The following is a 15,579-nucleotide window of genomic DNA, read 5'->3' as shown; positions in this document are numbered from 1 at the left end:
TGAGCCTGCCTGAGCGACGGTTTAGCCGCGCCAGTCCACAAAGTCACCCAATGCCGCGCGCTCCGTACGGAAGCTGTTTGCAGGATGATCCATATCCGAATAGCCAAAGGAAATTGCGCACAGGATCAGCCGGTCATCGGGGATCTGAAAATACTGATGCAAAAAAGGACTATATGTGGCCAATGCCGCTTGCGGGATGGTTGCCACGCCCAAAGCCTGAGCAGCGAGCGCAAAAGCCGTGACAAAGCCGCCGCAATCCATTGAACCATATGGTCCAAGCTCTGCCGGGCTTGAGATGATGGCACAATGTGGTGCGCCAAACAGGGCAAAGTTCTGCATCATTTGCTGGGCCGATTCCTCGCGGTTCCCCCGTTTTACGCCAACCGCGTCGTAGAGTGCCCAGCCGCACGTCCGGCGGCGGTCTTGGTACACGCCGGAGTAAGAGGTGGGAAATGGAAGATCCGGGGCCGGTGTGCCGTTTTCCGCCTCGTTTAGCATCGCGTCGCGGAACCTGTCGGTTTCGTCTCCGCTGGTGATGACCAGTTGCCAAGGTTGCGCGTTGCACCAGCTTGGCACCCGGGACGCGCTGGTCACGATCTGCGCGATCTGTTCTTGCGGTACCGGGTCCGGCAGAAAGGCCCGGCAGGAATGACGTTTGTCCAGCAAGGCATTCAATTCAGCAATCGACACGTGGACCTCTTTTCAACGTTGCAGGCCTGAGGATGAAGGTGCGGTGTACAATGTACAAGAGGCTGTTATTGCTGTCCTGTTGCCATCAAGTACCCGACACCTGCGGCAACCAGCAGACCAAGTACAACGGCGATTGTGATCTTTATTGCCGACCAGGGGCGCTCTCCCTGAACCCGACCGGTCCGGCCGTTCACCACGAAACGATAGGTCTGGCCGCGATACTTATAGGCCGCCAACCAGACCGGCAGCAGGATATGTTTGAATGTGACATCGCGCACATCGGTGTCCACTGCGTGGATACGTTGCCTGTCGCCACCAATATCAAAACGTACATCCCGCTCGATCACGCGCGCCATATGTGCTCGGGCCTCGGCATATCCCTCTTTCAGCTCAACCGTATAGGCCTCGGCGCGAAACCCGGCGAGGTATTCTGGCTGGTAGGGTTCCAGAGCCGGTAGATCCCAAGGCTCCAGAGCATCGGTGTAAGTCTTGGGGAGTGACCTTGAGGCCAATACCAACACGTCGTCAAAAAAACGCGCCACCCGGCCGGACTTGGGCGTCCAGCGGACTTTTGGCACCTGTTGTTGCACCCGTTTGCCATCCCGCATGACGGTGCGGGTTTCATAGTAGACTGTGCCGCGCTCTCCGCGATAGGCCGATTTGGTATCGGCATCAAAGGTCCAGTACGGCACGTAGATACCCTGCATCCTACGTCCTTTGCGGGCATAGTCCTTGAGCCCGTTCGGAGCGAACCACAACCGCCCCAGCCAATCGCTCATCGCCGTGTGGGCCACGCGTTCATCCAGAGCAAAAGGCAGAACGCCCTTCGGTTTGATATGTCGGTTCACCCCGGTGTCCGTCACAACCGGAGTAGCGCAGAACGGGCATTCCGCAGCATGGGTGTTGGGGTCGAATTCAACCTGCGCCGCACAATTTGGGCAGGACAGAACCCGTGTCTCTTCGATTTCGCTGTCGGGCAGGCGGTCGGCGATGGCCGCGTCGAAATCCAGCTCGCGCAGGCTGGCGCCGCCCCAGGGGCCCGCACCGATCGGTTCGGAATGGCCGCAATGGTCACAGGTCAGCGTGCCGGATTTCGGGTCGAACCGATAGTCCGCACCGCACTGGTCACACGGAAAACGGTGTTCCGCGACATCAGGCGATGGGGCAGGGGCATGAGTCATGACGCGCTCAGTCCTTGAGAGGGAAGTAGAGATAGGCCGCGCGGTTTTCCTCGGGCAGGACATGCGGGAGCATCGCGGCCTCGCAGGCCCCGATCGTCTTGAAACTGTCGCGCCCTTCGGCCAGCGTCAGGCTATGATTGGCCGCCGAGGGCTCGCGTGGGTTCGTGTCACAATGGATTTTCTCGTCCTCCCAGAAACAGATCGGACAGATCAGGTACTTTCCGCGCTCCGAAAGGGTGACATAGTCGCAGCAGGGGCAGACGAAATGCGGGCCGGGCCGCGTTCTGCGTCTGACCTTCTTCGTGCGCTTTCCAGGGCCGGCCATGCGGTGCCCTCATGTGCCGGGTGGGGGCGGAGGCAGAATGGTGAACAGCTGCGCCAGCTCCTGCACCTCGCCCGCTTTCTTCCATCCGTCCTGACCAGGCGTCCACACGAAAGTGTCGCGCGTGATCTCGCCGTCGCTGGCCATGCGGCCCATCTTGGCCTTCGAGAACGGGCCGCTGGTCTGTCCGTCCACCGCGATATGCCACACATGCTCGACGGGGGGCGGAGGCGGCGGGGCCACATGCGCGGCCGGTTGCGCAGCAGCGGGCGCGGTCGCGCCCCACGGGCCTGACGGCTGACCCGCTGCCATGTTCGCCATCTGGTTCGCCATCGCCATGCCCATTCCCATGCCAAGGCCAGCGCCCATGCCGCCACCGCCGTTTGGGTTGCTGGCGGCTGCCGTCATTGCCTCGGCTGCGGAATACTGTGTAAACTTGCCCAGATCACCGGCCAATCCCATCGAGGTGCGCTTGTCCAGCGCCGCCTCGACCGCTGGCGGCAACGAAATGTTTTCGATATAGAATTCAGGCATCTCGAGCCCGTATCCGTCCAGTACCGGCGACACCTCGGCCGCGATCAGCTTGCCCAGGTCGGCGGTGTTGGCGGCCATGTCCAGAACCGGAATGCCCGACCCCGCGATGACCCGACTGAATTCCTGCACGATGATGTTGCGGATCTGAAAGCTGATCTCGTCCATTGTGAATTCACCGTCAGTTCCTACGATCTCGATCAGGAACTTGGCTGGGTCCTTCACACGTACAGTATAAGTGCCATAGGCGCGGATCCGGGTCGGCCCGAACTCTGGATCGCGCAGCATGATCGGGTTCTTTGTGCCCCATTTCAGGTCGTTGAACCGTGTGGTGTTGACGAAATAAATCTCTGACTTGAACGGAGATTGAAATCCATGATCCCAGTGCTGCAACGTGGTCAGGATCGGCATGTTGTTTGTTTCAAGCATATAAAGGCCCGGCGTAAACACATCCGCCAGTTGGCCTTCGTGCACAAAGACCGCCGCCTGACCTTCGCGCACGGTCAGCTTGGCGCCATACTTGATCTCGTGACCTTCGCGCTCGAACCGCCAGACCATGGTGTCACGGGTGTCATCCACCCAATGAATGACATCAATGAATTCTCCGGTCAGAAAATCGAATATTCCCATTTGGGTTCTCCTGTCCTTGGGGTCAGAGCGGCTGCCCCATCAGTTCGTGTGCAATAATTCTTACAATGGGTCGTGCTTCGTCGACGTCTACGCCGGGCTGCAGTCGCGGGTCATACAGCATCGTCAGCAGCTTTTCGTCGTGGCTGGTCAGCAGGGCAAACTCGTCGTCATCATTGAAAATCGAAGGTCGCGCTGCCGGGCTGTCATTGGACAGGCCAAGACCCTGAGCAATTTCTTCGTGAATGCAGCTTTGGCGGCCCAGATCCGTCAATTCGGCCCGGATAAGGGAAACGGCTCGTACGTATCTGTGTGGTGATGAGGTCGTTGCCGATGCAAACACCAGACAATCGATATTGGCACGTGGATTGGCCACCAGGTTCAGCGAGTCCTGACCGATATTCGGGATCAGCTGCTTCAGGCGGGATACGACATAGGCGCTGTCGTCCTTGCCTGCAAAAAAGACATGGAAATTGGCGTTGCGAGAGACGACGGAAATCGGATGATCGGTCAATCTGGCCAGACGGGTGGCAAAGGACCGAACCTGATCTGTGTCTTTCTGCCGTGCAGAGGGAAGCACCGAAGGGCCGAACTCGGTCTGTATGCGCACCGACCCGGACCATCGGCTGAGTTGCCCGTCCGTCTGACGCGAGCCAACCGCGACGCTCTGCGTCGGATACTCACTGTAGAACGCAATCGCTTCGAAATTCCGCGACAGATCTTCGGCATCATAGGGGGTGTCGGGGCCGCCCCCATCGATGCGCAAAAGTCCCCGCACCAGCAGGTCCCGTTCAACCCGCCGATAAAAGCGCGCCAGATCCTGACTTGCGGCAGACGGCGGCACATAAGCAATGGCTGCCACAGGTGCGGGTGCGGGGCGGGGTTGCGGAACAACGGATGACGTCAGGGTCTCATCGCAATTGGCCAGGGCCAGGAATGATACTATCCCCAATGTTCGTTTCAAGTAACCGAAGGCCCGCACGCTGAACCCACCCTTAGCCAGGTACCGCCGTACCGGCATTGTCGCCGGTTCCATCGCGCCGTGCCTTGGCAGACGCCAAAGTGTCGCGCAGTTCCTTTTCCATCTTCTGCAACTCAGCTTCGGCTGCGGCGCGTTTGGCCTTGCCTTCGTCTGCAATCGCAAGGCTTTCATTGATGGTGCCAATTAGGTCGGCATTGGCCTGCTTGACCGCTTCGATGTCGAACACACCGCGCTCCATTTCTTGGCGGATCATCTTGTTCGATTCTCGCAGGTTGGCTGCGTTCGAGGTCAAAAGCTCGTTGGTCAGGTCATTGGCATCCCGCACCGCGGCAGCGGCCTCGGCGCTGCGCTGGATCGTAACCGCCTGGGCCAGTTGCGTTTCCCAAAGCGGGACGGTGTTTACCAGTGTCGAGTTGATCTTGGTGACCAGCGACTTGTCGTTTTCCTGAACCAAACGGATCGACGGCAGCGACTGCATCGTGACCTGTCGTGTCAGTTTCAGGTCATGAACCCGGCGTTCGAGGTCATCGCGTGCCGCGCGCATGTCGCGCAGTTCCTGCGCCTTCATCACCTGTTGTTCTTCGGGTGCTGCCTGAACTTCGGCTTCTTTTTCAGGGATGGCGTGGCTGTCGAGTTCGGTCAGCTTCTCTTCGCCCGCCGCGATGTACAGCGCCAGTTCATCATAGAAATCCAAGGTCTTTTCATACAGCAAGTCCAAAGACTTGATATCCTTGAGCAGCGTATGCTCATGCCCCAGTAGATCGTCGGTAATGCGGTCGATCTGGTCCTGAACCTCTTCGTACTGAGCGGTAAATTTTGCAAATGGTGCAGCTCTGCCCAACAGTTTTTCCCACCAGCTACGTTCGCGACGCACGTCAAGTTCACTGACCGAGAACCCGCGTATCGTGGTTACGATGTTGCGCAGGCTGTCACCGGCCGGGCCGACATCCTTGTTGCGCACATCCGCCAGCATGGCCTGGCTGATTTCCTGAAGTTCGGCCTGAGCGGACGAGCCAAACGCGACGATCGAATTGGTGTTGTCCATGTCGATTTCATTCATCCGCCTGCGGATTTCGGCGCTGACGGGTTCGTCGGCTTCCTCCAGCGACACGACTTCGGCCTGTGGTTCGGGCAGGGCAACTGCGGTGACTTCCTGTACCAGAGTTTCGGCCTGAACTGCCTTTTTCTTGATCTCATCGGACATGGGGATGTTCCTCGCTCAAATAATGGCCGGTCAGTCCAGCCGGACGCCTTCGCGCTGCAGTCTTTCACGCAACACGTCGATTTCGACCGTCAGATCACTGCGGTCATCCAATAACATTTTCCGCGTACGTGCGGAAAAATTCTGCTCCAGATCGTCCAGCAGGGCGGAATAGTCGGCAAGCGCCTGCGCATCGCGGGTGCGCGCGTAGACATCAGCAAACTTGACAGTCGCGTCACGCGCGCCCCGCAGATAGACGGTCAGGTATTTTCTGGCTCCGGCCAGATCGCGAGGATCTTCCTCGACCGTGCGGAACAGGTCACGTGCGGTGTCCTGAAACCGCTCCACACGGGCTTCGACGCGTCGGTCGCCCGCGCGTTTTATGGCGTCCGTCATTTCCGACAAATGTTTCTCGGCATCATCGACCACGCGGGCCACACGGTCTTGCTGATAGGTGTCGACCCCTTCCATCCCTTTGTCCTTCATCGGATCAAGTCCAAATGAGACAGAGTGCAGAACGGTCGCCGCAACGCCAAACAGTACGGGGGCCAACAGGCTGACCTGCGCGGCTGCCTCAGCGTCCAGAAACTCGGATCTGTAAGACGCAAGGCCTGCGCCAAGGCCAGTGAGAACACTGGCAAAGATCTTGCGCGGAAAAGCGGGCCTTCGGGCGGTTTTGCGGGCGTTGTACGCGGCCTCGGCCCTCAGGCCTTCCCGCAGCAAGAATGCGGCCGCCGTCAGAAAACCAGCGGCGATCAACCCGATGGTCATGCCAATCGCGCCGTCGTTCAGGGACAGAAACACCAGAGGAATGGCGGGCAGAAACAAAATATTCGCACGCGCACCAGCGGGCTCGACCCGCGCGCCGTCAAACTGACCCCTTGGCAGCGGAGCGTTTTCCGTTTCATCGCCCTGTGGGCTGTATTTACCGCCAAACCGTTTTGCCATGGCTTACAGACCCCCGAGCAAGCCAGTGCAGACGCCGAACAACAGCACCAGCAGTACAGCGTAGGCCAGTTTTTGCACTCCGCTTCCGGACATCACGCCCCCCAAATAGCAGCTTTCACTGAAAATTTAGGGGATACGCGGGCTTAGCGCTAGGGGGAAGGTTGCCGAACCCGCATCACTTGCGGGGATTCTTGCCGATTTGAGGTCGTTTTCTTTGTGGCCGTGACGGGCGTTTGGGCGCGTTGTCGGCTTTATCTTCGGAATCCAGACCCAGTTGATCGCGCATGACCCTGCGACGGACTTCTTCGACCTCACCCTGTTTCAGAGTCCCCAGCTGGAAGGGGCCGTAGGACACGCGCAACAGTCGGTTCACGGTTAAACCGATATCTTCCATCGCGCGGCGGATTTCGCGGTTCTTGCCTTCGCGCAAGCCGATCGTCAGCCAGGCATTTGCGCCCTGTTGGCGATCCAGCGACACGGTCATCGGCTGAAATCGCTCTCCTTCGATTACCAGCCCCTTGCGCAACGGTTCGAAGTCTTCGTCCTTCGGGCGACCGTTCACTCGCACGCGGTACTTCCGCAACCAGCCAGTCGAGGGCAGTTCAAGCTTGCGCTTGATGCCGCCATCGTTGGTCAACAGCAGCAACCCTTCGGAGTTCAGATCCAGCCGACCGACGCTCATCACCCGTGGCATGTCGTCGGGCAGCCTGTCGAATATTGTCTCTCGCCCTTTTTCGTCGCTGGTCGTTGTCACCAACCCGGCAGGCTTGTGATACAGCCACAGGCGCGATGGTTCCGGTTCCGAGACCGGCTTGCCGTCGACTACGATCTTGTCTTTCGCCGTCACGTTCAGGGCGGGGCTGTCAATGGTCTTGCCATTTACTGCCACGCGGCCTGCTTCGATCATGCGTTCCGCCTCGCGCCGCGATGCTACGCCAGCGCGGGCCAGGACTTTGGCGATCCGATCGCCGGGGGGTGGGGTCTTGTTCATGTCAGGGCCATACCGCATCCCGCACGCTTGCGAAAGGCGGGTTTCTGATGCAGTCAGGGGCATGGTGTTCAAATCGCATATGGAACAGGCCCTGGCCGAGGCGCGCGCAGCGGCTGACCGCGGCGAGGTGCCCGTGGGGGCTGTTATCGTCGGTCCGGACGGAACCGTTGTGGCGGCGGCTGGAAACCAAACGCGTGAGTTGAATGACCCCACGGCCCACGCTGAAATCGTGGCCTTGCGTGCAGCCTGTGCACAGGCGGGGTCTGAACGGCTGCCGGATCACGATCTTTATGTCACGCTGGAGCCCTGCGCGATGTGCGCAGCGGCCTTGGCCGCCGCGCGCATCCGGCGGATCTATTACGGTGCGGCAGACCCCAAGTCCGGGGGTGTGGCGCATGGTGCACGCGTGTTTTCGCATGCACAGGCGCATCACGTGCCCGAGGTCTATGACGGGATTGCCTGCGAAGACGCCGCCGCACTTTTGAAAGACTTCTTTGCGTCGCGCCGGAAGGACGTGCCAAGCTGAAGTCGGGCCTAGAGTTTGATCGGCTGCATCACCTCAGGCTCGATCACATCGACCCCCGGCAATCCGTCGATCAACGCCTGTGCGGACTGTTCCAGGATGGGGAACGTTCTGTAGTGGCATGGGATGACCGTCTTGAAGTTGAAGTAGCGCTTGGCGGCATAGGCGGTGGCTTTCATGTCCATGGTGAAATGCCCGCCGGCCGAAAGGATGCCGATATCGGGCTTGTGGTAATCTCCCATCCAATCCATGTCGGCCATGATGTCGGTATCGCCCGAGACATAGAGCATATGCCCCTCAGCCGCGATCATGAAGCCGACTTCACTGCCACCGGTGCGCAGACCGTCCGGTGTTGAAAAGGTCGAGCTGTGAGAAGCCGGAACCATTGTCACCTTGACGCCGTTCAGATCGACGGTGCCACCCTTGTTGAAACCGATGGTCTCAATGCCTTCCGTTTCGCTCCAGAATCCCATCAGATCATACTGGCCGACAACGGGGACTTTCAGGTGTTTGGCCAGCGGCAGAATATCAACCACGTGGTCGAAATGCGTGTGGGTCAGAAGGATATGAGTCGCACCATCCAGCGCTGCATCATGCTGATCTTCCGGCAAGACCGGGTTGCCGGTCAGCCACGGGTCGATCAACAGAACCTGCCCCTGAGTTTCAATGCGAAAACTGCCATGGCCCAGCCAGATAATGTTCATTCCGGTTTTCCTCCCATAAGGTCTCTTGGCAGCAGCCTAGCATCGGCTATGTAAAATTCCATGGACTGGATTCGAGAAATCGATGGCTATTGCGAACGCTTGTCGGCGGACTATTGGGCCGAGCCGATCAATGCGATCACAAACGCAGCTTTTCTGATTGCCGCATGGATCATGTGGCGGCGCGTACGCGATCAGGACATGCCACTGGCCAAGGGTCTGGTCGTGATTCTGGCCATGATTGGGATCGGCAGCTATCTGTTTCACACCCATGCCAGGGTGTGGGCGGCATTGGCGGATGTGGTGCCGATCCTGCTGTTCATATTGGTCTATATATATGCGGTGAACCGGGACATCTGTCGCATGTCGTCTGGATTGGCCTTCGTCGGTATGATTCTGTTTCTTCCCTATGCGGCGGCCGTTGCACCATTGTTCCAACGTGTGCCAGGGATTGGTGGGTCGGCGGCTTATGCGCCGGTCCCTTTGTTGATCCTGATCTACGCGTTCCTGCTGCGGGGCAATGACCCGAACTTGGCCAGAGGGATGACGCTCGGGGCCCTGATCCTGATTCTATCGATCACTTTCCGTGCGCTCGATTTGCAAATTTGCAAGCAATGGCCGATGGGGACGCATTTCATGTGGCATGTCCTGAATGCCATCATGCTGGGTTGGATGATCGAGGTGTATCGCACGGCCCTCATAAGGGGCCGTTTCGACGATGGCCTCGGGCCTTGAGTCGCGGAATGGTCCTTTCCGGCCATCCCGCGTCTCATGGAGACGAGGTCGGCGAATCCGCATTGGTCCGTGTTCAGGTCTGAAAGGCCGCGGCCAGATGATCGGGCAGATCGAATTCGCGCAATACCCGTGCGCGGCCGTCGGGCGACATCTTGCGGGCAGTCTTTTCGACGATGCTCTGGATTTTCTCGGCTGAGTGTTTCGCAGCAAAGGGCTGGAAATACCATTTCAGGAATACAAAGCAGATCACGTCTTCCAGCGCCTGCACCTCTGCGTCGCGCTTGAGGCCCTGTTTGCGCAACATGCGCCCTGCGGCCTCAACCTGTTCCGCGTCATAACCTTCACGGGACATCAAACCCATGACCACTTCAGCATGGTGTTCGCCCTGCGCCTTGCGCCAGGCCAAATATCCCGCCCGGCCTTCGGGGTATTCACTGCGGGCAAGTTTCCAACGCTCAACATGCTGCCCGCGCGCGGCGATCTGAAGGGCGTCAGAAGCTTCCGGAAACAGGCGGTCCAGCTCGGCACTCATGCGTTCGCCATACAACAGCGCCGCGGGGCGGCCATCGTCTTGGTTGGGGTCATTTGCGTTGGCTGCGTCGATTGCGTCCAGAACCGCTTGTTTTTGCGTGCTCACTTTCTGCTCCACTGGCTTGCCTGAACTACGAAACCTCGGCGCAGTTCTGTTCGTCATTCGACGTCATGCTAACGGCTTGCCCTGGGATGTGCATCCTCGAAAATGAAAAACGGCCGGGTCAGAGAGGGGATATCTGACCCGGCCGGGACCTGCGCTTTAGCTGGCAGGTTTAACCTGATCCTGCGTGACCGGTTCCGCAATAGGGGACGGGAAGGTCAACGTGCGTGTCAGGTTGCTTGTGTCGATACCCAAGGCCATGGCCGGTGCGGCCAGAAACGTGGCGGACAAGACTGCGGCTGTTATCAGGGGTTTCATGTTTTTTCTCCGGTTTGCGTTATGTCGCACAAATAAAATGAACAGTACAGTTTAGTTTTCAAGATCCGCAATGAACTATTCAGTTTACTTTTTCGCATACCACTCATTCAGTTTTGAATGGCAAGAGAAGAGGAGGATTCCGAAACTCGGACCTGCCAGTGGCGCGGCGGTCTTGCGACTGTCGCAACAGACGGGTAAACGCCCCTAAACGTAGATGAGGGAAGCCGATGTCGATTGACCAAAGCACCGCCGCCAAAGTGGCCAAGCTGGCCCGGATCAAGGTCGAGGATGACGCGCTGCCGGCGCTGGCATCCGAGTTCAACACCATCCTAGGGTTCATCGAACAGCTGAACGAAGTGGATGTGGAAGGTGTCGAGCCGATGGTCTCGGTCACACCCATGCGCCTCAAGCGTCGTCAGGACGAAGTCACTGATGGCAATCAGCAGGACAAGATTCTGGCCAACGCCCCCGACGCCCGTGAAGGGTTCTTCGCAGTCCCCAAAGTGGTGGAGTAAGACATGAGCGAACTGAACAAACTGGGCCTGGCCGAGGCCCGCGACGCATTGCGAGCCGGCGATGTCACTTCTGTCGAGCTGACAGACGCCTGCCTGAAAGCCATTGATGAAGCAGATGCGCTGAACGCATTCGTCCACAAGACGCCTGAGATCGCGATGGAACGCGCCAAGGCTGCGGATGAACGGATCAAGGGTGGCGACGCTCCGTCTATGTGTGGCCTGCCGATCGGCATCAAGGACCTATTCTGCACCAAGGGCGTGCCGTCGCAGGCCGCGTCGGGCATTCTTGAAGGCTTCAAGCCGGAATACGAATCCACTGTTTCGCAGCAACTGGCCGACGCAGGCGCAGTGATGCTGGGCAAGCTGAACATGGACGAATTCGCCATGGGGTCGTCCAACGAAACATCGGTCTATGGCAATGCCGTCAGTCCATGGCGTCGTGGCAACGATGATGCGCAGCTGACGCCGGGCGGCTCGTCCGGCGGATCTGCGTCTGCTGTGGCCGCTGACCTGTGCCTTGCGGCAACGGGCACCGATACCGGCGGTTCCATCCGCCAGCCCGCGGCTTTTGTCGGCATCACCGGCATCAAGCCGACCTATGGTCGCTGCTCCCGTTGGGGCATTGTCGCCTTCGCATCCTCGCTGGATCAGGCCGGCCCGATGACCAAGAACGTCCGCGACGCCGCGATCATGCTGGAAACCATGTGCGGTCATGACGCCAAGGATTCGACCAGTACGAACCTGGCCGTCCCGAATTTCGAAGCGATGCTGACCGGAGACATCAAGGGCAAGAAGATCGGTATTCCCAAGGAATACCGCATGGACGGCATGCCCGCAGAGATCGAAAAGCTCTGGGCCGACGGTGCCGCGATGCTGAAGGATGCGGGTGCCGAGATCGTCGATATCTCACTGCCGCACACCAAGTATGCGCTGCCAGCCTACTATGTGATCGCCCCGGCCGAGGCGTCTTCGAACCTCGCCCGCTATGACGGTGTCCGTTATGGGCATCGTGCGCAGTTGGCGCAGGGGGATGGCATCACCGAGATGTACGAAAAAACCCGCGCCGAGGGCTTTGGTCACGAAGTGCAACGCCGGGTCATGGTCGGTACATACGTGTTGTCGGCGGGCTTCTACGACGCCTACTACAACCGTGCCCGCAAGGTGCGCACACTGATCAAGAAAGACTTCGAAGACGTGTTCGCGGCCGGAGTCGACGCCATCCTGACCCCGGCGACCCCATCGGCAGCCTTCGGTCTGGGCGAAATGACCGAGGCAGATCCAGTTCAAATGTATTTGAACGACGTCTTTACAGTGACTGTGAACCTGGCCGGATTGCCCGGAATATCGGTCCCCGCCGGGTTGGATACACAAGGCCTTCCACTGGGTTTGCAACTGATCGGGCGTCCATGGGAAGAAGGCGATCTGCTCAACACCGCCTATGCGCTGGAAAACGCAGCCGGTTTTGTGGCCAAACCCGGGAAATGGTGGTAAGCCTAAGGCAACAGAATATCTAGACACGGAGCCAAACAATGCGCGTTTTGCTTTTGGTGCCCGCTCTGACACTGGCAGCTGCATGCACAGACGTCGCGCCGCTGACCAGCACAGGTTTCAACACGCCTGAATATCAGGCGCAGCGAGAAGCTCAATTGGCAGGTCAAGGTGCGGTCGGCAACCCTCTGCTGGCTCCGGTCGATGTGTCACAACAACCGCTGGGCGCTCCCGGTGCGGCGACTGTTGCCACGGGTGAAAACGCGGATATCGCCAACCAAGCCGCGGCGGCATTGGCCATCACATCTGGCCAAAACCCAGCCGCGGCTACGGCGGTTCCCGTGGCGAACACTGGCGCGATTTCGGATGAACAGGATTTTGCCGCCGTGTCCGAACGCCGCAGCATCGAAACCGACGCCGTCCGAATCGAGCAGAACCGCCAGACGTATGAGCTCGTGGCCCCGACGGCAGTGCCCGAGCGTACGGCGAGCGGCCAGACAAACATTGTGCAATACGCGCTGAGCACGTCCAATCCCGTTGGCACCCAACTCTACAGCCGCTCGGGCTTCAACCTTCAGGCCAAAGCTCAGAGGAACTGCGCGCAATTCCCATCCCCGGATCAGGCTCAGATCGAGTTTCTGTCCAATGGCGGCCCACAGCGCGACCGTAAAGGTCTGGACCCGGATGGGGACGGCTATGCGTGTGGCTGGGACCCAAGCCCGTTCCGCAGTGCTGTCAGCAACTGAAACCTCGCCCATTTGGCATCCGTCGCCCAATTTTGGTGAACGCCGGGATGGGCTGACGCCATCTTTAATCGTGATTCATTACACCGCGATGGACAACGCGCAGGCGGCTCTGGATCGTCTGTGCGACCCCGAGGCCGAGGTCTCGGCCCATTACCTGATCGGCAATGATGGCACGCTTTGGCAAATGGTGCGCGAAGAAGACCGGGCCTGGCACGCGGGTGCCGGAGAATGGCACGGTCAGACCGACATCAACTCCCGTTCCATTGGCATCGAGTTGGACAACACCGGCAAGCATCCGTTCTCGGAACCCCAATTGCACAGGCTCGAACAGTTGTTGCATCAGATAATGCACCGTTGGGCCATTTTACCAAATGGCGTTATCGGCCATTCGGACATGGCGCCCGGGCGCAAATTTGACCCCGGTCCGCGATTTGACTGGTTGCGGCTGGAGCGCAACTTGCTGGCTGCGCCACGCGGATATGCCCTTGGCCCGCAAGCTGCATCAAAGGACCAGTTCCGAAATCTGGCTCAAGCCGCCGGTTTCAGCGCTGATGTAGACGATGAAACGCTGTTACGTGCCGTCCGCCTTCGATACCGCCCATGGGGCAGGGGGCCATTGCAGCAAGCCGATCTCGCCCCGTTGATCCGGCACTCCTGATCCGCACTTCATCTGGCCGAAAAAATCCCGGGGTTGAATTGGCCGCAGGCCAAGAAGGGGCTGGCCCCTTCTTTGAACCATCATCCCTTGACGCCGCTGGGCGCAAAGCCTAACCAGCCCAAGCGCGGAGGGCCGGATGGCCGCTGGGGTCGCAAGGCCCGAGAGGAAAGTCCGGACTCCACAAGACATCGGTGCCGGGTAACGCCCGGGCGGGGTAACCCGACGGAAAGCGCCACAGAAATCAGACCGCCTGCGATTTCGGTCAAAGGTAAGGGTGAAACGGTGGGGTAAGAGCCCACCGCGCCTCTGGCAACAGCGGCGGCACGGCAAGCCCCACCGGGAGCAATGCCAAATAGGGTCCCCGCGCGGGCCGGTCGGCGCAAGCCGATACCGCCGCTAAGCGCGTCTTGGCCGAGAGGGACCGGGTTGGCAGCTTGAGCCGTGCAGCAATGCACGGCCTAGAGGAATGGTCATCGAAGGGGGAAACCCCGGAACAAGATCCGGCTTACAGGCCCTCCGCGCGTACCCTCCTACCCTCCGGGCGGCGTGTAGGAACCGGTCAGCGCTGCTGCCTTTTCGGTTATCGACGTGAACTCGTCCGCGGTCCAGGCACGAACGGTTTCTATGTTCGTCACTGCACCCGATGCGGCGACAGCCATGCCAACGGCCACAGCGTCTGTTCCATCGGGAGTTTCGCTGATCACGACCACGTCGTTGCTGCCGGTTGTCATGTAAAAGGACAGCAGCCTGCCACCTACTTTTTCCAGCAAGGCTTTCACCGGCCCGGTGCGGTTTTCAGGTTTTTGCAGCATCCCTTGGACGCCAGCCTGCGAGTAAGATGCATAAGTAATGAAAATAGGCATTGGTTTCTCCGTTTATTTGTTGAAACAGTGCAGGGGTTTATCGTCTACCGACCCCTTGGCGGACGAGCGTCAGATGCCAGAAAACAACGGTGCAGTGATGAACCAGAGGCCAGCACTGATCAGCGCCAAGCCAGTCACGGGAACAAGCCACCGGGCCCTGGGCAGGAGCTTTTCCAGCGCGACGTAGGCGGCAATTCCGACAATCCAGTAGAGATTCATGATCCCTCCTACGAACAGCAGCAACATCAGTGCCCAGCAGCACCCCAGACAATATGTGCCGTGTTCGGCACCGGTTCGGAACGCCCCGAATGGTCCAGGTCGGTTGTGATCGGCCAGGAAACGTGCAGGGCTTTGGCAGTGGCGCAGGCATGCGTTCTTCAAACCTGAAAACTGATAGGCGCCGGCAGCCAGCAGAATACTTCCTGCGAAGACACCAGAACGGATCGTCATCATTGGGCCGTCGAACAGACCGACATGCTCCAGCCCCCATTGCAACGCAGTTGCGGTCAGACTGAATGCACCCCAGGCAACAAGATAACCTGACAGGAAACAGAATGCGAACGTTGCCGTTCGATGCTTTTCAGGCCCTATCCGCTTGATCGCGATGAACAGAAGAACGGCAGGTGCAGCGCTCGGGGCCATCATGGCGATCATCATGACCCACCACATCAGAAATATCAGCAAGGCATAGCTTGCGCTCCAGGCGGACTTAGAGCCCATTTGCATGGGATCTCCGATCGGGCCGGCCATTCGGGTCATCTCGACCGCAGACATGGTCATTCCGATACCGGTTATCGTGTACCAGGCTGCTGCGAGAATAATCAGAAGAACACTTCCCAAAACAATTGCTTTGTCCTGTCTCAACAACCGTTCAACCGCCCCAACCCGGGACGATATGTTTTGTCTGGTCATGGGAGGTCTCCGC

Annotated in this window: 19 protein-coding genes and 1 other RNA gene; 7 read left to right on the top strand and 13 right to left on the bottom strand. The window is 59.1% G+C overall.

The window, feature by feature from the left end; genetic code table 11:
• Positions 1 to 21: 21 nt before the first annotated feature.
• From AC2FJB_RS03245 to AC2FJB_RS03210, 8 genes are all read right to left on the bottom strand, one after another.
• Positions 22 to 690, bottom strand: coding sequence for a nitroreductase (locus tag AC2FJB_RS03245; protein ID WP_496719149.1), 669 nt, complete (start codon positions 688 to 690; stop codon positions 22 to 24).
• Between the two features lie 65 nt (positions 691 to 755).
• Positions 756 to 1,871: a TFIIB-type zinc finger domain-containing protein gene (locus tag AC2FJB_RS03240; protein WP_299895054.1), complete on the bottom strand. Its 1,116-nt coding sequence runs from the start codon at positions 1,869 to 1,871 to the stop codon at positions 756 to 758.
• A gap of 7 nt (positions 1,872 to 1,878) precedes the next feature.
• Positions 1,879 to 2,196 (bottom strand): CPCC family cysteine-rich protein, encoded by a 318-nt coding sequence (locus tag AC2FJB_RS03235; RefSeq protein ID WP_496719148.1) that lies wholly within the window; start codon positions 2,194 to 2,196, stop codon positions 1,879 to 1,881.
• Between the two features lie 9 nt (positions 2,197 to 2,205).
• Entirely contained in the window at positions 2,206 to 3,354 is a 1,149-nt protein-coding gene (locus AC2FJB_RS03230) for an SPFH domain-containing protein (protein WP_117868227.1), read from the bottom strand.
• A 22-nt stretch (positions 3,355 to 3,376) separates the two neighbouring features.
• Complete coding sequence (locus AC2FJB_RS03225) at positions 3,377 to 4,303, bottom strand: DUF2927 domain-containing protein (protein ID WP_496719147.1); 927 nt, start codon at positions 4,301 to 4,303, stop codon at positions 3,377 to 3,379.
• Between the two features lie 43 nt (positions 4,304 to 4,346).
• Positions 4,347 to 5,537, bottom strand: coding sequence for a toxic anion resistance protein (locus AC2FJB_RS03220; RefSeq protein WP_496719146.1), 1,191 nt, complete (start codon positions 5,535 to 5,537; stop codon positions 4,347 to 4,349).
• 30 nt (positions 5,538 to 5,567) lie between these two features.
• Positions 5,568 to 6,482, bottom strand: a complete 915-nt coding sequence (locus AC2FJB_RS03215; protein WP_496719145.1) for a 5-bromo-4-chloroindolyl phosphate hydrolysis family protein — start codon at positions 6,480 to 6,482, stop codon at positions 5,568 to 5,570.
• Positions 6,483 to 6,657: 175 nt separating this feature from the next.
• Positions 6,658 to 7,536, bottom strand: coding sequence for a pseudouridine synthase (locus tag AC2FJB_RS03210; RefSeq protein ID WP_496719144.1), 879 nt, complete (start codon positions 7,534 to 7,536; stop codon positions 6,658 to 6,660).
• Here AC2FJB_RS03210 and AC2FJB_RS03205 point away from each other — a divergent pair.
• On the top strand, positions 7,535 to 7,999 hold the full coding sequence (locus tag AC2FJB_RS03205) for a nucleoside deaminase (RefSeq protein WP_496719143.1): 465 nt from the start codon (positions 7,535 to 7,537) through the stop codon (positions 7,997 to 7,999). The two genes, AC2FJB_RS03210 and AC2FJB_RS03205, sit on opposite strands and share 2 nt — an antisense overlap.
• A gap of 8 nt (positions 8,000 to 8,007) precedes the next feature.
• On the opposite strand, the gene AC2FJB_RS03200 is transcribed toward AC2FJB_RS03205, so the two are convergent.
• Positions 8,008 to 8,700, bottom strand: a complete 693-nt coding sequence (locus AC2FJB_RS03200; protein ID WP_496719142.1) for a metal-dependent hydrolase — start codon at positions 8,698 to 8,700, stop codon at positions 8,008 to 8,010.
• A 60-nt stretch (positions 8,701 to 8,760) separates the two neighbouring features.
• On the opposite strand from AC2FJB_RS03200, the gene AC2FJB_RS03195 reads away from it, so the two are divergent.
• Positions 8,761 to 9,432 carry a ceramidase domain-containing protein gene (locus AC2FJB_RS03195; protein ID WP_299895035.1) on the top strand — a complete coding sequence of 224 codons (672 nt, stop codon included), beginning with the start codon at positions 8,761 to 8,763 and terminating at the stop codon, positions 9,430 to 9,432.
• A gap of 73 nt (positions 9,433 to 9,505) precedes the next feature.
• Here the strand turns inward: AC2FJB_RS03195 and AC2FJB_RS03190 are convergent, their stop codons facing one another.
• On the bottom strand, positions 9,506 to 10,069 hold the full coding sequence (locus AC2FJB_RS03190) for a DUF4202 domain-containing protein (RefSeq protein WP_299895032.1): 564 nt from the start codon (positions 10,067 to 10,069) through the stop codon (positions 9,506 to 9,508).
• A gap of 156 nt (positions 10,070 to 10,225) precedes the next feature.
• Positions 10,226 to 10,384: a hypothetical protein gene (locus tag AC2FJB_RS03185; protein WP_162896729.1), complete on the bottom strand. Its 159-nt coding sequence runs from the start codon at positions 10,382 to 10,384 to the stop codon at positions 10,226 to 10,228.
• A gap of 227 nt (positions 10,385 to 10,611) precedes the next feature.
• On the opposite strand from AC2FJB_RS03185, the gene gatC reads away from it, so the two are divergent.
• The 5 genes from gatC to rnpB all read left to right on the top strand — a co-directional run bounded on the left by gatC (position 10,612) and on the right by rnpB (position 14,315).
• The gene (gatC, locus tag AC2FJB_RS03180; RefSeq protein ID WP_117868236.1) at positions 10,612 to 10,899 is read left to right on the top strand and encodes an Asp-tRNA(Asn)/Glu-tRNA(Gln) amidotransferase subunit GatC; all 288 of its coding nucleotides are present in this window, start codon (positions 10,612 to 10,614) and stop codon (positions 10,897 to 10,899) included.
• Positions 10,900 to 10,902: 3 nt separating this feature from the next.
• Positions 10,903 to 12,390, top strand: a complete 1,488-nt coding sequence (gene gatA / locus AC2FJB_RS03175; RefSeq protein WP_496719141.1) for an Asp-tRNA(Asn)/Glu-tRNA(Gln) amidotransferase subunit GatA — start codon at positions 10,903 to 10,905, stop codon at positions 12,388 to 12,390.
• Positions 12,391 to 12,428: 38 nt separating this feature from the next.
• Positions 12,429 to 13,133: a hypothetical protein gene (locus AC2FJB_RS03170; protein WP_496719140.1), complete on the top strand. Its 705-nt coding sequence runs from the start codon at positions 12,429 to 12,431 to the stop codon at positions 13,131 to 13,133.
• Entirely contained in the window at positions 13,084 to 13,791 is a 708-nt protein-coding gene (locus tag AC2FJB_RS03165) for an N-acetylmuramoyl-L-alanine amidase (RefSeq protein WP_496719139.1), read from the top strand. The genes AC2FJB_RS03170 and AC2FJB_RS03165 overlap by 50 nt, the downstream gene beginning before the upstream one ends.
• Before the next feature lie 124 nt (positions 13,792 to 13,915).
• An RNA gene (rnpB, locus tag AC2FJB_RS03160) (RNase P RNA component class A) lies at positions 13,916 to 14,315 on the top strand.
• A 6-nt stretch (positions 14,316 to 14,321) separates the two neighbouring features.
• Here the strand turns inward: rnpB and AC2FJB_RS03155 are convergent.
• Together AC2FJB_RS03155 and AC2FJB_RS03150 are read right to left on the bottom strand one after the other, a co-directional pair.
• The gene (locus AC2FJB_RS03155; protein WP_496719138.1) at positions 14,322 to 14,654 is read right to left on the bottom strand and encodes a GYD domain-containing protein; all 333 of its coding nucleotides are present in this window, start codon (positions 14,652 to 14,654) and stop codon (positions 14,322 to 14,324) included.
• A gap of 69 nt (positions 14,655 to 14,723) precedes the next feature.
• Complete coding sequence (locus AC2FJB_RS03150) at positions 14,724 to 15,566, bottom strand: DUF2182 domain-containing protein (RefSeq protein WP_496719137.1); 843 nt, start codon at positions 15,564 to 15,566, stop codon at positions 14,724 to 14,726.
• Positions 15,567 to 15,579: the final 13 nt, after the last annotated feature.

This window comes from Ruegeria sp. CDSC085, from assembly GCF_059610465.1.
The sequence above is the reverse complement of the archived record's forward strand: the minus strand, read 5'-3'. Positions and strand labels throughout refer to the sequence as shown.

Coding starts and splice junctions, on each gene's coding strand:
- AC2FJB_RS03240 (WP_299895054.1), bottom strand. CDS start 1,871: ATGACTCATGCCCCTGCCCCATCGCCTGATGTCGCGGAACACCGTTTT.
- AC2FJB_RS03235 (WP_496719148.1), bottom strand. CDS start 2,196: ATGGCCGGCCCTGGAAAGCGCACGAAGAAGGTCAGACGCAGAACGCGG.
- AC2FJB_RS03230 (WP_117868227.1), bottom strand. CDS start 3,354: ATGGGAATATTCGATTTTCTGACCGGAGAATTCATTGATGTCATTCAT.
- AC2FJB_RS03220 (WP_496719146.1), bottom strand. CDS start 5,537: ATGTCCGATGAGATCAAGAAAAAGGCAGTTCAGGCCGAAACTCTGGTA.
- AC2FJB_RS03215 (WP_496719145.1), bottom strand. CDS start 6,482: ATGGCAAAACGGTTTGGCGGTAAATACAGCCCACAGGGCGATGAAACG.
- AC2FJB_RS03205 (WP_496719143.1), top strand. CDS start 7,535: ATGGTGTTCAAATCGCATATGGAACAGGCCCTGGCCGAGGCGCGCGCA.
- AC2FJB_RS03210 (WP_496719144.1), bottom strand. CDS start 7,536: ATGCCCCTGACTGCATCAGAAACCCGCCTTTCGCAAGCGTGCGGGATG.
- AC2FJB_RS03200 (WP_496719142.1), bottom strand. CDS start 8,700: ATGAACATTATCTGGCTGGGCCATGGCAGTTTTCGCATTGAAACTCAG.
- AC2FJB_RS03195 (WP_299895035.1), top strand. CDS start 8,761: ATGGACTGGATTCGAGAAATCGATGGCTATTGCGAACGCTTGTCGGCG.
- AC2FJB_RS03185 (WP_162896729.1), bottom strand. CDS start 10,384: ATGAAACCCCTGATAACAGCCGCAGTCTTGTCCGCCACGTTTCTGGCC.
- gatC (WP_117868236.1), top strand. CDS start 10,612: ATGTCGATTGACCAAAGCACCGCCGCCAAAGTGGCCAAGCTGGCCCGG.
- gatA (WP_496719141.1), top strand. CDS start 10,903: ATGAGCGAACTGAACAAACTGGGCCTGGCCGAGGCCCGCGACGCATTG.
- AC2FJB_RS03170 (WP_496719140.1), top strand. CDS start 12,429: ATGCGCGTTTTGCTTTTGGTGCCCGCTCTGACACTGGCAGCTGCATGC.
- AC2FJB_RS03165 (WP_496719139.1), top strand. CDS start 13,084: ATGCGTGTGGCTGGGACCCAAGCCCGTTCCGCAGTGCTGTCAGCAACT.
- AC2FJB_RS03155 (WP_496719138.1), bottom strand. CDS start 14,654: ATGCCTATTTTCATTACTTATGCATCTTACTCGCAGGCTGGCGTCCAA.
- AC2FJB_RS03150 (WP_496719137.1), bottom strand. CDS start 15,566: ATGACCAGACAAAACATATCGTCCCGGGTTGGGGCGGTTGAACGGTTG.